Source organism: Enterococcus sp. C65 (assembly GCF_040887165.1).
Lineage (GTDB): Bacteria > Bacillota > Bacilli > Lactobacillales > Enterococcaceae > Enterococcus_B > Enterococcus_B hirae.
Map to the genome: position 1 here is coordinate 148,945 of NZ_JBFOFG010000002.1, position 13,842 is coordinate 162,786.

Consider the following 13,842-nt stretch of genomic DNA (forward strand, 5'->3'; position numbering starts at 1 on the left):
TATATAAAAAAATATTAGATTCTATAGATGGTGGAGTAATCTTTTTTATAGTCATAACGGGATGTGCTCACATTTATGTAAGCTTAGAACAACTATTTCTTTCTTGAGGAAAAAATTAATGAATATTATATCTTCAACTATGCTATATTTGTTAGCAACTCCCACTAATGAATCGAATAAAGTTTTTTTAATTATTCATCTTAATCTCTACATAGAAAGGAATTGAATTATATGGATGATTATCAACGTCGTTATGAGCTTTTAGCCCTGACCTTAGGGTTAAAACCTAATACCAACTTATACTATAGAATGGAAGATGCTGTCACAGAGCACAAGAGAGACGGTGATACTGGCACAGAGGACGAAGTGATGCTACTTTCTACCTACAAAAAAATGATTGAACAGGATACTGATGGGTTCTTTATTGATGAAAATAGGAAAGAACACATTCTTTCGTCATTAACAAAAACACTAGATTTTTGTAATGCACCAAGTACTGCTGCATCGTTACAAATACTAGAAAGTCTTAAAACAAATGATCCTACGTCATTTTTGATTGTACCACTTGCCTATCCTCTTTATGCTGGTAAAGGACATTGTTCTGGATTAATAATATATAAACAGGGAAATTGTTATGACGTAGTAATGGTTGATAAAGCGAAACAGTTTAATCATCAATTTCCTGTTGGACTTGTAACCATCTCTGATGAAAGAATAGACCAGCTTAATCATGTACTTTATTTAAGTAATAAGTTTTCTCTACCAACGATACAACCTTTCGAAGAATTAAAGAAATTAGTTCACATATCAACAAAAAAGTGTGTTTCTAGGCTTAACGTTGATATGTCACCTCAAAATGTTGGAAACTGCATTGTTAGCGAGGTAGAATCTACACTTAAAGTAGCTCTTTTTAACTGTCAAAAAAGTATTCTGTCATATTCTAATTCTAAACCAACATTGAGACCGAAATGGAACACTTGCCCTAATTCAACTTTAGAGATGAGAAAACGATTTCTTAAGGCTTTGAAAAGTAATCAACATGAACAAAATAAGTCTTTTGACTATATTTTTAACAATTATTATCTGAAGCGAAAAAATCATCCAAAAAATGTAAAATTACAACAGAAGATGATGAAATTAGAAAAAATACGAAGTCAAAGAAAAAATAATATATATAAAAAAATAAAATACATAGTTTTAAAAAGAAGATATAACAATATTTATAAAAGAAATTGGAGGCTTTATAAACGGAATAAAATTGTTGAAGAATTTAAAAAAGATTCTCGTATTGTAGGAATCAACAATGAACAAATGCCACCTTCTATACCTCAATTAAAAAAAATGGGAGATATTCTTACCTTACCTAGACAACAAAGAACTAAGCCTTCGTTACAATCATATGTTGTAAAGCAAGAGAAATACTTTTCTAGAACATAAGCTTGTTTAATAAAAGTACATTTTTTTTTAAGGAAGATTAATGGTTATGGATTTGTATATAGATATATATATTTAGAAGATTTAAATAGGAGAAAAAATGAGACTGTCAGAAAATAATCTGTCAGTCTCTCTTTTGGTTATAAAGCAAGCTATTAGTAGCATTTAGGGAAGTCTGTCTTCAACATAAATTCATTTTCGACTTCATAAGGATTAATTCTAGGTTGATGCTGGGTAAATAATCGTGTGAAAAATTTTTTTATCATCTCGTTCGCCTCCTATGGTGTTGATAAGGATACTAAACGAATCATAAATAAAACTTAACTTTTTCACATTTTCGTTTCAGCTAATGTTTGGTAATTCAGAATCTTCATTGTACGATAAAATTCAGCTGGTAAATGTGCCCACCGTTTTAACAATTGGGAAAAATAACTTTTTCCGGCTTTGATTTTATACTCACCTAGTACCAAGCCAAAAGAAGGCATTAGTTTTTTTGATAATTGTTTAAATGTCGTGAGGGCTTGTTCTTTATCCTCGTTGACAAATAAGGTTTTTACTTCAATATAAGATCCTTCAATATTTTGGGTTTCTTCAATAAAATAGATTTTTTTCGTATATTCTCTCATAGGAACTCCTCCGATATCCATTGTATTTATTGGTTATTTCAACGATAACGAAAAGATGTTAATAAAACGTGAACAAAAAATTATTCTTTTTCAAGCAATGATTAAGGATTTTTTATTTTGAACTTTCCAGTCCTTTATTTTAGGCAGGTTTAAGAATTCTTTCGACGGAAGTAGTTGAAAGTTATAACAAATTTCGCTACAGTTAAGAAAACGAAAAAGCAAAAGGTGAGGATAGCGATGGAACAATTGATCAATCGAAATTTGGTTTTTGCGCAACATCAACGTATTGAAACAGAGCGCTTGATTTTACGCCCCGTTACATTAAATGATGCAAAAGACATGTATGACTATGCTCATGATGAAGAAACGACACGGTTTGTATTTCCAACACATCAATCCGTTGAAGATACGAAAAACAGCATCGCTAATTATTTTATGTCAGCACCTTTAGGGAAGTACGGTATTGAATTAAAAGAAAATCAACAATTCATCGGGACAATTGATTTAAGAGTACAAGAAAATGAAGATAACGCAGAGATCGGATATGCACTGAATAAGAACTATTGGGGAAGAGGATTTGTTCCAGAAGCGAGTCAAGCATTGATAAAATTAGGATTTGAAGAGTTAAACTTGGTTCGGATCTTTGCTTATCACGATGCAGAAAACCCTAAGTCGGGGCGTGTAATGGAAAAACTTGGGATGAAAAAAGAAGGAATCATCCCTGATGCAAGGCGTTTCAAAGGAAAAATCGTTTCAGTTGTCTTGCGAGGATTGACACGACAAGAATGGCAAGCAGGTAGAAGTTGATAAAGGTGTAGCATAAACAAGTTAGTTGCATCTGAGTTGTAAAATCATTAAGCTAAGTTTGAGGTGATAAGAATGGAATTATTACTAACAGATGAGGCAAAAGAAAAATTATTAGCACAACAAAATGAAGATGAACAGTTATTACTTGATATTGAAGACGGAGATGGTCCTTTTGCCGACAGTCGAGTAACTTGTCAGATTGATACATCCTTTCGTTTGATTCTCGTAAAGAAAGAGACAACAAAAGATTTGAGTTTATACTCTGTCAAAGTAGAAACAGCTGTTGGACCAATCTACATCAAAAAAAGTGCATTGATGTATCTAGATGATCCGACGACAATTGCAGTTGAACCGACTTATAAGAGTTTACAGTTAAAAGGCCCCAGTGGATTACTAAAAGGTAATCTTCAAATCATACATCACGAGTAGAAAATAGGAGACAGAAGGTAAGCGTATGGGAAACTTGGCAATTATCAGCGATTTACATGTAGATATCAATCAGTTTAGTGAACAAGAATGGCTGATTTTGTGGAAGGTTCTCACAGACAAAGGGATCACACGGCTTCACTTAGCTGGAGATGTGGCGAATAAAGTCGATCTTTGCCAAGCAGTTGTTGAATTTTTTGCTAAAAAAGGAATTCCTACAACGTTCAACTTTGGGAACCATGAATTGGTAGATGTTGAGGGAGAAGAAATGATGAATCATTTTCCAGATTCTCATTTTTTAAATGAACGATATCTGGCGTTGAATAAGCAGACAGTCCTACTTGGGATGAATGGTTGGTATGATTATCAATTCTCAGAGTTAAAAGAAAATAAACAAATTCTGCGCATGAAGAACCTTTACTGGTATGATCGTTTTATTAAACGAGAGGGAAGTGACATTGAAGTCAACGCTCGAGTTCTGATAGCAATGAAAAAGTTACTAGACCAGTTAGAAGCCAAAAAACTGGACGTCATTTTAGCGACGCATTTCGTTCCTAAAAAAGACTTTATTGTTTATCAGAACGCTCCATACGAACGCTGGAACAACTTAAATGCTTTTTTAGGTTCCGCTTCTTTTGGACAACTATTAGATCAATACGATAATATCAAACAGGTTGTTTTTGGTCACACCCATCGTCGTTTTGAAGATAAAATCATTCATGGTACCCGCTATAGTTGCCGTCCTTTTGGCTATTATTATGAATGGCAATTGACGAGGGAGTTTGTACGAAAAAATCACTTGATCGATAGTTATCATCCCATGAAGTTACGCACGCTATTACGAAAACACGACCCCGGGTTTAATCGCTACCGCAATGAACATTTGTATGAAGAGTTTGCAAAAGCCATGACGATCATTTCTTATTAGAAGGGTCGTCGTGGCTTTTTACAGGCGTACGGAGCAGGTGAAAGAATCGCAACAACAATCAAGGCCTTTTTTTGCACGATCTCGTGAGCAACTTTCCGAATGATTAAATTTTGTCTACTAATCTGATCATTTTTTTGATAGAACCATTCACACAGCAGTTATCTAGGTTATGGTTATTTAATCACATTAGAGAAGATATGTTTTTTAATCGCTAAAATGAAAATGGGACTGAAGAATGTACCGAACTTCAGAAGTTAGACTTTTGGTCTAACTTTTGGGGAGACTACAGAATCAATTCTGTTTCATTAATTCCATAAATTATAGAACTTTTATTTTAACGGTCACGTGTCCAATAGTTATTTTGCAAAGAAGCTTCATTAGACATAGTTTTAGCTGGCTGGGTTGCCTTTATAGATTCTATCTTTTTTTTATTTAAATTAAGATAAGGGTCCTGCATGATTTCTTTCGTGATATGGGCATAAATTATCTCTTGTTTTTGTTGAATTTGCCATTTTCTAATATGATATTTTATTCTAAGAAAAGGATTTTTTGAAGTTTTCCATTTTTTATTTATTTTGGGAAGAGACATTTTAGCGTGTTTTCTTTCTTCATAATATGAGTAAATGATGTCTAAAACTTTATTTTCATTGATATCATTACCTTTTAGTACATTCAAGAAACGTTGATTAGTCTCATAGCTAGCTTCTATCTTTTCCATAGGTTTTATACTTATATTATTTTTACGATGATCAATATCTTTATAAACATCCGTATGGCAACAAAATAAGGCTGTTTTAAAGGCTAGATTAACACCAGCAAAGATACAATTACCAACCATTTGCTTTTTTACTTTAATTTTTAAATCAGATGCTTTTGGTGAGACATATGAAATATCATCATTATTTGAAAGTTCTACGATCGCGTTTAAAATGCCATAGTTTTGCATTTTATTATAACTACCTACGGTTTTATTGGTGCTTTTGTTATCCAAGAGTACCTGGCTAAGTAATTGTAGTTTTGATTTAGGAATCTTTACATAGCTTCCCTGTCGCTCATTATAGTAACCGCCTTTATCTAATATGGCTACTGTATAATAGTCTTTCTTTTTATGTATGAGTAATCCGACACTATGTTTAGTGCCCTCACCTTCAGTAAGAAAGTTAGCAGAGGTAATGATAAAAGAAGTGTAATTATCGGATTTTAATCTTTCTAACAAGTGAACAATTTCAGTTACCATTTGAGTTTCATAAAAATCAATAGTATGTTGTAAGGATTCAATTACAGAGGCTTTGTGTTCTTTAGCAACGAAGAAATTATCTGAATCTTTTAAGATCATCTTCTGATAATTAGAGAATAGTAATTGATAAAATTCTTTAGCATCGGGTCCACTAGAATAGAAGACATTGCTATCTTTTAGACCTAAGAATAAGGCCAGTAATTCTGCTTTTTTTTCAGTACTACTTAGATTTTTTTCAGACATTTTTAATACACCTCGTGCTTATAGTTTTAATTATGTAACAATGAAATTGATGCTTGCAGTTGTAAAAAGTCTACCTCCTTAGATAAGTGTAAGCTTTGAGACTGTTTGCGCACAAGCAGATTATTGATTTACAATGTTTCCTTTAGCGAATGAATACGTCTTTTGGCGCCATTTTTTCGGTTCTTGTTTCGTTAGCTCTCCTATTTTTTTCGCTAGTTATTTTTTCAAAAATATCGATCATATTTTTGGTATTACCATCTTTTGGATATGCTCCTGTTTCCTGATCTTCTATAATTGCTTTGTTTAGGTATGTCGGTCTCTCTATTTTTAAGATTTTTTGAATTTCGTTATGATCGGTAAACATTTTTTTGATTGCTTCATGTATTCTGTTTTTTTCTGCTGCTAAAGGTTCCTTGATCGCATTCGCTAGTTTTCTCAGTTTGTACAGTTCAAATAAATAATCAAGATGAGGAGATTCCCCATATTCTGCTTTGATCGCAGTTAAAAGACGTTGATGCATCTCAAAAGTATCACTCCATTTTATTTTTTTTCTACTTTGAGAAGCGAGAAGGTCATGGCGACAATGTAAGAGCGCAGTTTTTGCAGTAGCTTCTATTTCTTTGACCACACAATTTCCTTCTTTTTGTTCATGCATCGTATAGTCTAGTGACGAAAAGCTGTTGGAAGAGGAATGGTCAATAATTCTGTACAGAATATCATAACAAGTTTCGAGTTTAGGATGATCTCTCTGTGCAAACAATTCTTTACAAAGGGGAGCCATTTTCTCCGAAGAAATTTTAACCATATTTACAGATGAATTTGACAGGTGCTTCCTTTTATCCACTAGAATAATTCTATAGTTTTTCGTTTCTTTGTAGATGAGTGCTCCGGAAACATGACCACTTTTTTTATTTTTCTTTATACTATAAGATAAGGGCAAAAGAATAAAATCTCGAGGATCATTTGAAACCATCCGCTTTAAAGTATGAAAAAGTTGTGTGTGACGAGTAAAAGAATAGAAATCCTTGCTTCGGTTGAGTGACTGAATCATTTTTAATTTGTCTTGCTTACGTACAAAAAATTCTTGTTCATCTTGTTGGATCATTTTAATATAAATAGAAAATAAAAGTGGGTAATTCACTTTATCATCTTCCGGAGACCATCTATTATTTTTCTTTAATGATAAAGAAAGAGCAAATATATCAAGATGTCGTTGAAGCTCTGTTTCGTAAGGCATAGGAGTTCCTCCATTCATAAAATAAATAGTAAAGTCTGCGATTTATTTTGCGTGCTTACTTAGTATGACATAGGTTAAAAGAGGACAGAAATCAATTTTTTCTCCAAATAAAAAAACTTGGAATCGAAGTGATTCCAAGTTTTTTTGATAAATTAAGCCATAAATAAGAATTTGTATAAGAAAACAGCAACGATACCAGCACAAATCGGTGCAACAACAGGTACCCATGCATAACCCCATTGTGATGAACCTTTATGTTTTAATGGTAACAATGCGTGGACTAAACGTGGTGCGAAGTCACGTGCTGGGTTCAAACCAGGTCCAGTAGGTCCGCCGAGAGAAGCAACTAACGTCCATACTAAGAAACCAAGAGCTAAGTGTGCTGTACCAAGATTGTCTTGGAAGAAAGGTGCTTTAGTAATTCCTAGTGCACCAAAGAATAAAACAAATGATCCAAAGAATTCATTAACAAAACCATTGAATTTAGAACCAACACTGTTGATTGTTGAGAAAGTACCTAATACATGGTTTACATCGTCTGTTTGATCATAATAAGGTTTGTAGCAAGCTACAACGATCAATTGCCCAATTGCGGCACCAATCAATTGAGCAGCAATATAAGGTAATACTTCAGCCCATGGGAATAAACCATTTGAGGCAAGAGCAATTGTGAACGCTGGGTTAATATGATTTCCACTGATACCACCAAAAATCATTGCTGGCATCATTACACCACAGCCATAACCTACAGCGATCAACATCCAGTCACTTCCATAACCTTTTGTTCCTTTTAAATCTACGTTTGCTACAGCACCATTCCCAAGAATGATTAATAAAGCTGTACCGATCATTTCCGCCACAAGACGGGTCATAAGTGAATAATCCATATATACCTCCAAAATTTATAAAAATGCAAAAAAAAAGAAACAACAACACAATAGGTGTAGTGCTTCGCATCCGACGTTTTTATTGGTCATAAATAAGTGCAGATAAAAAAATGATTTCTATGTATAAAAGAAATCTGACCAACTTCCAAAACAACGTACGGAACTTTCCCACAAAACACCAACCTTAATTATAAATATACCAAAAAAAAACGACTATATTTTTCAAATATTGTACTTTAGAAACAGCACAATTTGAAAATTTCAGAAAAATATTGTTAGTAAAATGAAAGCTAACAATAAGGAGTGTTTCATAGATGAAATTTTTTCAAGAATTTTTTATTATCCTCTTTTTCTCAGTTTTAGGTGAAGGAACTCGTGTATTGTTCCATTTACCAATTCCTGGAAGTATCCTAGGTATCTTATTTTTGTTCCTAGCTTTTGAGATGCGACTAGTAAAGCCTGAGCATTTAGGAGGAACAGGTGATTTTTTATTAAATAATTTAACGATTTTATTCGTCCCGGCAGGGGTAGGTTTACTTGACTATTTTGGTGATATTGCGACAATTTGGCCTATTTTATTAGGTGCGGTAGTGATCTGTTCGATCGTAACGATGGTCGTAGCAGGCAAAACGGCAGAAGTAGTAGAAAAAATGTTACAATCTGTTCAATTGAAACAAACAAGTAGCCAAAAGTTGCAGAAAATCAAAAGGAAGGAGCAACAAATTGACTGAATTTATTCGTAACCCATTATTTGGATTAAGCTTAACGTTAGGTGTCTACGTATTATCAGATAAATTTTTACGCAAGTATAAATTGCCAATTATCAATCCGTTGGTATTGTCTATTTTAGTGATCATTCTTTTTCTTCATTTTTCTGGAATCAGTTACCAGGATTATAATGTGGGTGGGAATTTTTTGACCATGATGATCACGCCAGCAACAGTTGCATTAGCTATTCCTTTATATAAAAATTTTCATTTGTTAAAAGAAAATTTTTTCCCAGTCATTGCGGCAATTTTAGCGGGGATCGTAGCTAATTGCTTAGTCAGTGTGGGTATTGGCTATTTATTTACATTAAAAAAAGCGATGGTCATTTCTCTGCTACCTAAATCAGTGACAACAGCGATATCTGTTGATCTTTCTCATACGATGGGAGGAATCAATGCGGTCACGCTTGCAATTGTTGTTTCTACTGGTATCTTTGGGTCGTTGATCGCTACTCATATCTTTCGTCTTTTTAAGATCAGCAGTCCGATTGCTAAGGGGGTTGCGTTAGGAAGTACCTCTCATGCGATTGGTACAGCAAAGGCAATCGAATTGGGTGAGATCGAAGGGATTATTTCAGGCTTAGCCATTGGCGTCAATGGCATGCTGACCGTCTTTTTATTACCATTATTATTTCAGTTTTTTACTAACCTGTTTTGATGTTGTTTCCCAGGATTTATGCTACAATGAAAAAAACGTTCTAGCATAAAGGAGTGGTAAAAGTTGTATTTGTCATCTGAATATTTAAAACGATTTGATAAAGACCTTTATTATAAAATTCTCCTGCTGGAAAGTTTCGAGGATCATCAGTGGCACACGATTGCTGAACTGGCACAAACAGTCCAATTAGATGCAAGAAGTGTCGCTAAGTACTTAAACGAATTAACAAAAAATTACCATCAGTTCAACGAGAGCTCTCAAACATTGTTTATGAAAACCCCTCGTTCTGGCTATTCCTTTTATGATACGCTTGATTCTATCGAACATGAGCGTTTTTTGATTTTTCTCGTGCAAAGTACGCTGAAATACCAGCTATTGCACGATATTTTTTTTGAAGAGTTTCATACGATCTATCAATTTGCTCAAAAACAATATATCAGCGAATCAACTGCGCGTCGAAAGATCAACGAGTGGAGAGAACAATTAAAAAATTACGGGATTTATTTACAACGTGGGACTTATGTGGTGCAAGGAGAAGAAGAAATCATCCGGCTTTACCTTCACATGACGTTTTGGCAGTTGTTTCGTGGGAAAATTTGGCCTTTTGTAACGATTTCACAATTAGATGTGAAAAAAATTGCTGAACAAATCATGGCTTTTTTCAATGTTCGCCTTAATGAGATCAAAAAAAGAAGACTAGAGTATATGTTAGGAGCTTTCTTCTTGCGTAAATCTCAGAAGCATTACGTATCGTTAAACGAACGAAAGCGACAACTGATTACTGATAATCCTATGTTTCAAAAATTTTGTCATTGGATGCAACCAGTGTTTCCTAACTATTTTCAAAATGAAGAAGAATTAGGTGCGTTATTTTTAGTTTTGATGACACGAGAAGAGTACTATACGGATGAAGACATCCGAGAAGAAATGTTTGCTTTCCATCGAAGGAGACAAACACCACCCTACCATGCACTTTATGAAGCAAAAGAAGCATTAGCTCTCTATCAAGTGGAACAAGGATTGTCAGAAGAACCCTTAACAAAAGAAGCTGAAACCTATCTTTTTAGTAGTCATTTATTTGCCTATCTTTTTCCAGAAGCTAAGGAAACCATTGATGGGAACGACAGTGACTTTATAAATCATTTGATGATCGAAAATAGTGAAATTATCCAGTGGCTCGATTTGTTTTTTGAGACCGAGCAAAAAGTGGATCAGCTAGCATTTCAAAATACGTCTTTTTTGATGGGGCGGTATTTAACGGTTTTAAAGACAATGGGTGCATTTACACCAAAGTTACCGCAGATCACGATTCTTTTGATGACAGATTTCCCTCTGTTTGAAGAGCAGTTGTTAATAGAAGACTTACATCGTTTTTTTCGAAATGTTTATTGTTTGAAATTTTTACCAACAGATTATCGGGGACGAGAAGTTGATTTATTACTTTCAACGAGCAAAGTGCATCGTAAGCCATGGTCTGATTTAGAATACTTTATCGTGACTGGAGAGTTACAGTTAAACGATTATATCCAATTGTACCAAAAATTTGTGTTGATCCAAGACCGAAAAGACAAAGAAAGGAACGAAATAAATGACATTTGAAGAAATTTTACCAGCATTAAAAAAAGGGAATAAAGTGATTCGAAAAGGTTGGAGTGGTTTTGAATTGTATGTCGTTCTTGTTTCAGGAGAAGAATTTGACGGTTGTCCCGTTACCCCTTACTTTTTAATCAAAACAAGTGACGAAGGATTTTCCAGTTTTGCGCCTACAGTCTGTGACATTTTAGCTGAAGATTGGATCATTGTGGAATGAAAAATAGATACAGTGATCTAACAGAGAAAGTTGTTTTTGTCACTGGAGCAGCTTCAGGTATCGGACAGGCACAAGCTAAAGCCTTTTTAGAACAAGGTTCGCGGGTGTTTGGTTTTGATCAGCAATTAGGCCGAATGGACGATCTATCCCAGCAATTTTCTGAAACCTTTGCTTATTTTTTAGGTGATATCACGAATCATTCTTTGTTAAAAAAGGCGGTTGAACAGTGTCACGAAACGTTTGGAAAAGTTGCGATCTTGCTAAATACAGCAGGAATATTAGATGAGTATCAGCCATTGTTGGAAACAGATGAAGCTTTATGGGATCGAGTGTTTGCTGTTAATGTCAAGAGTATGTTTCAGCTAACGCACTTGATCCTTCCAGATATGCTTGAGGAAGAAAAGGGGACAATCATCAATATGGCATCAATTGCTGGCTTTGTCGGTGGTGGGGGCGGGATTGCCTATACCAGCGCAAAGCATGCAATTGTTGGCTTTACGAAGCAATTAGCATTAGATTATGCTTCTAAAGGTATTTGTATCAAAGGAATTGCACCAGGCGCGATTCAAACACCTATGAATGCAGCTGATTTTGCAGGAAATGGTGAGATGGCAGAATGGGTGGCGAATGAAACACCTGTTAAACGGTGGGCGCAACCAGAGGAAGTTGCTGAATTAACGTTGTTCTTGGCGACCCCTCAAGCAAGCTATATCCAAGGGACGATCATTCCAATCGACGGTGGTTGGTTATTAAAATGATTTTGTCTTTTTTATTGTTTTCAGATAAGCTATGATTAGCGAATTTATTCGCACTACGGCACTTCAGTTGGAAGTCAATTCCCATCCTTTGGTCGTAGTTATTACCAAGAGTTGAGAGAGACGAGATCTTTTGTGGCATTTTTGACCACAAGGATGATCGATTGTATCACGACCTTGTAAAGGAGAAAGAATATGGATCAAAAGAAAATTCGTTCTACTAATCGTTTTACCACAGCAGAAATTGCTCGAATGGCACTTGTAACAGGCTTATATGTGGCAGTTACATTCGTGTTGTCAGTTATCAGTTTTGGTGCCATTCAAATACGTCTTTCCGAAATGTTCAATTATTTGTCGCTCTATAATAAACAGTATATTTTGGCTATCACGCTAGGTGTTGCTTTAGCCAATCTTTCCTCTCCATTGGGATGGATTGATGTAGTAGTTGGTAGTATCAGCACCTTACTCGTCTTATTGATTAACTATGAGATAACAAAACGAGTAAGAAACATGAAAATAAAAATGGTGATTACAGCTTTGGTCTTTGCATTTTCTATGTTTACAGTTGCTGGACAATTGAAGCTATTCTATCAATTACCCTTTTTCTTCACTTGGGGAACTGTTGCTTTGGGTGAGCTAGCTTCCATGCTAGTGGGAGGAGTCATCATTTATTGGGTCGGACAAAAAGTAGATCTAAAAAAATAAACGACGATTTAGCTAAGGGTAAAAATAGAAGATAAAAAAGCTTACGATTGAAAGCTTTCAGATTGAAGGGACTGGGACAAAAGTTGTCTCAGTCTCTTCTAGTATCTCTAAAAAACGAATAAACGGTGAGACAAAAGTAGCATCTTCGGAAATAAGCCGAAATTTACCAAAAATTTGAGAAGCAATTTTCGGAAATTCCTTCTTATTTCTTGATGCTGAACACTTTTGTCTCAACCTCTTTTTTATATGTCTATTTTCAAAAACAAAAGAAAAATTTGTCTTCTTTTCTTTAGAAAAATACTCTTTTTTCGCTTGATATTTTTTGATTTAGCTTTTTCATATTTAGACAAGCAAAAGTAAGCCCGATTTTCATGTGCATTTTTACAATTCCTATTTGATTGGTAGAACGTAACCCATGAAATTCTTTTGTGGTGCTGAATATTCGTTCAATCGTTTCTTCTCTTTTTTTATAGAGATCTTTAAACTTACTTTGTTTTGAAAGCATCGGGTACAGCTCCAATTTATCGTTCTGTTTTAACGTATAAAAAAGACAAAGCACTATAAATAAGCACTTTGTCTATAGTCTGAGATGGGTTATAAACAGAGCCTTTCTTTTTCTTATTGCCATTTATCGCATTGAGATTTGTGTCGATTAAAAAGAAAAATGACAAAATATAATTAATTATTTATATCTTATATAGTGTTCAGAAGGGGAAGGCTATGTCAAATAAAAAATATGATTTACAAGATGAAGTTTTGATGACTGCGGCTGAAGCAAGTATGAATAACTTGAATACAAAAGATTAGAAGCAGAGATACTTAAAATTTCTTATAAAAATCGGTATAGCTTGTTAAAAAAAAGAAGGAACGTTTGAAAAAAATTGAAAGACCTATTCCTGAAGTATATCAGAAAAAAATCAAAAAATGGCTGCAACCTAATAGTTGTTTTGAAGAAGGTATAAAATTTGCACTTGATTATAAGGAAGTAATTTATTGTATCGGACAATTTCAGCAAAACGAAGTTTATAACGCTTAGATCGAATTTCAAGATCAAGAGTATTGTTTTGATGGACACTGCAAGCTTTTTATAAAAAAGAAAACTAAAATAGTTGTATATGAGGACTGCTGTAGGAATCACACAAGTATGCTAAATATGGGTTATATCCAGAAGATTATCAAGCTATAAAACAAATAGTTTAAATAATATTTGTTTTTTTATAAATATATAATTTGTATGAATGCTGTTTTTTTAGCTTTTTGGTGTTTAAAAAATATTTTATTATTTAAAAAAACGTTATTATAACGACACCGTTTTATCATCA

The 13,842-nt window shown here is 34.1% G+C and carries 15 protein-coding genes and 1 pseudogene; 11 read left to right on the forward strand and 5 right to left on the reverse strand.

Features of this window, described 5'->3' with window-relative positions:
• The first annotated feature begins 231 nt into the window (after nucleotides 1-231).
• Nucleotides 232-1,437, forward strand: coding sequence for a hypothetical protein (locus AB3I12_RS02800; protein ID WP_063626413.1), 1,206 nt, complete (start codon nucleotides 232-234; stop codon nucleotides 1,435-1,437).
• A 326-nt stretch (nucleotides 1,438-1,763) separates the two neighbouring features.
• On the opposite strand, the gene AB3I12_RS02805 is transcribed toward AB3I12_RS02800, so the two are convergent.
• A complete protein-coding gene (locus tag AB3I12_RS02805) occupies nucleotides 1,764-2,060 on the reverse strand; it encodes a hypothetical protein (protein WP_010736821.1) in 297 nt (98 codons plus the stop codon).
• A gap of 237 nt (nucleotides 2,061-2,297) precedes the next feature.
• On the opposite strand from AB3I12_RS02805, the gene AB3I12_RS02810 reads away from it, so the two are divergent.
• The 3 genes from AB3I12_RS02810 (at nucleotide 2,298) to AB3I12_RS02820 (ending at nucleotide 4,221) form a co-directional block, all read left to right on the forward strand.
• The gene (locus tag AB3I12_RS02810) at nucleotides 2,298-2,867 is read left to right on the forward strand and encodes a GNAT family N-acetyltransferase (RefSeq protein ID WP_010720398.1); all 570 of its coding nucleotides are present in this window, start codon (nucleotides 2,298-2,300) and stop codon (nucleotides 2,865-2,867) included.
• Between the two features lie 72 nt (nucleotides 2,868-2,939).
• A complete protein-coding gene (locus AB3I12_RS02815; RefSeq protein WP_010736822.1) occupies nucleotides 2,940-3,296 on the forward strand; it encodes an iron-sulfur cluster biosynthesis family protein in 357 nt (118 codons plus the stop codon).
• Between the two features lie 25 nt (nucleotides 3,297-3,321).
• On the forward strand, nucleotides 3,322-4,221 hold the full coding sequence (locus AB3I12_RS02820) for a metallophosphoesterase (protein ID WP_063626414.1): 900 nt from the start codon (nucleotides 3,322-3,324) through the stop codon (nucleotides 4,219-4,221).
• 334 nt (nucleotides 4,222-4,555) lie between these two features.
• Here the strand turns inward: AB3I12_RS02820 and AB3I12_RS02825 are convergent, their stop codons facing one another.
• The 3 genes from AB3I12_RS02825 to AB3I12_RS02835 form a co-directional block, all read right to left on the reverse strand.
• Nucleotides 4,556-5,701, reverse strand: a complete 1,146-nt coding sequence (locus tag AB3I12_RS02825) for a hypothetical protein (protein ID WP_063626415.1) — start codon at nucleotides 5,699-5,701, stop codon at nucleotides 4,556-4,558.
• A 142-nt stretch (nucleotides 5,702-5,843) separates the two neighbouring features.
• Nucleotides 5,844-6,938 carry a hypothetical protein gene (locus AB3I12_RS02830; protein ID WP_063626416.1) on the reverse strand — a complete coding sequence of 365 codons (1,095 nt, stop codon included), beginning with the start codon at nucleotides 6,936-6,938 and terminating at the stop codon, nucleotides 5,844-5,846.
• Between the two features lie 152 nt (nucleotides 6,939-7,090).
• Complete coding sequence (locus tag AB3I12_RS02835; protein ID WP_010720393.1) at nucleotides 7,091-7,825, reverse strand: MIP/aquaporin family protein; 735 nt, start codon at nucleotides 7,823-7,825, stop codon at nucleotides 7,091-7,093.
• 314 nt (nucleotides 7,826-8,139) lie between these two features.
• Here AB3I12_RS02835 and AB3I12_RS02840 point away from each other — a divergent pair, with 314 nt between their 5' ends.
• The 6 genes from AB3I12_RS02840 to AB3I12_RS02865 all read left to right on the forward strand — a co-directional run bounded on the left by AB3I12_RS02840 (nucleotide 8,140) and on the right by AB3I12_RS02865 (nucleotide 12,520).
• Nucleotides 8,140-8,556 (forward strand): CidA/LrgA family protein, encoded by a 417-nt coding sequence (locus tag AB3I12_RS02840; RefSeq protein ID WP_010720392.1) that lies wholly within the window; start codon nucleotides 8,140-8,142, stop codon nucleotides 8,554-8,556.
• Nucleotides 8,549-9,250: an LrgB family protein gene (locus tag AB3I12_RS02845; RefSeq protein ID WP_010720391.1), complete on the forward strand. Its 702-nt coding sequence runs from the start codon at nucleotides 8,549-8,551 to the stop codon at nucleotides 9,248-9,250. The genes AB3I12_RS02840 and AB3I12_RS02845 overlap by 8 nt, the downstream gene beginning before the upstream one ends.
• Nucleotides 9,251-9,313: 63 nt before the next feature.
• On the forward strand, nucleotides 9,314-10,849 hold the full coding sequence (locus AB3I12_RS02850; RefSeq protein ID WP_034698668.1) for a helix-turn-helix domain-containing protein: 1,536 nt from the start codon (nucleotides 9,314-9,316) through the stop codon (nucleotides 10,847-10,849).
• Complete coding sequence (locus AB3I12_RS02855; protein ID WP_010720389.1) at nucleotides 10,839-11,060, forward strand: DUF2829 domain-containing protein; 222 nt, start codon at nucleotides 10,839-10,841, stop codon at nucleotides 11,058-11,060. The genes AB3I12_RS02850 and AB3I12_RS02855 overlap by 11 nt, the downstream gene beginning before the upstream one ends.
• Nucleotides 11,057-11,818, forward strand: a complete 762-nt coding sequence (locus tag AB3I12_RS02860) for a 3-oxoacyl-ACP reductase (RefSeq protein WP_063626417.1) — start codon at nucleotides 11,057-11,059, stop codon at nucleotides 11,816-11,818. The genes AB3I12_RS02855 and AB3I12_RS02860 overlap by 4 nt, the downstream gene beginning before the upstream one ends.
• Nucleotides 11,819-12,010: 192 nt before the next feature.
• A complete protein-coding gene (locus AB3I12_RS02865) occupies nucleotides 12,011-12,520 on the forward strand; it encodes a QueT transporter family protein (protein WP_063626418.1) in 510 nt (169 codons plus the stop codon).
• A 316-nt stretch (nucleotides 12,521-12,836) separates the two neighbouring features.
• Here the strand turns inward: AB3I12_RS02865 and AB3I12_RS02870 are convergent.
• Nucleotides 12,837-13,001: pseudogene (locus tag AB3I12_RS02870) on the reverse strand (transposase); the annotation flags it as partial.
• 390 nt (nucleotides 13,002-13,391) lie between these two features.
• On the opposite strand from AB3I12_RS02870, the gene AB3I12_RS02875 reads away from it, so the two are divergent.
• The gene (locus AB3I12_RS02875; RefSeq protein WP_193796983.1) at nucleotides 13,392-13,556 is read left to right on the forward strand and encodes a hypothetical protein; all 165 of its coding nucleotides are present in this window, start codon (nucleotides 13,392-13,394) and stop codon (nucleotides 13,554-13,556) included.
• Nucleotides 13,557-13,842: the final 286 nt, after the last annotated feature.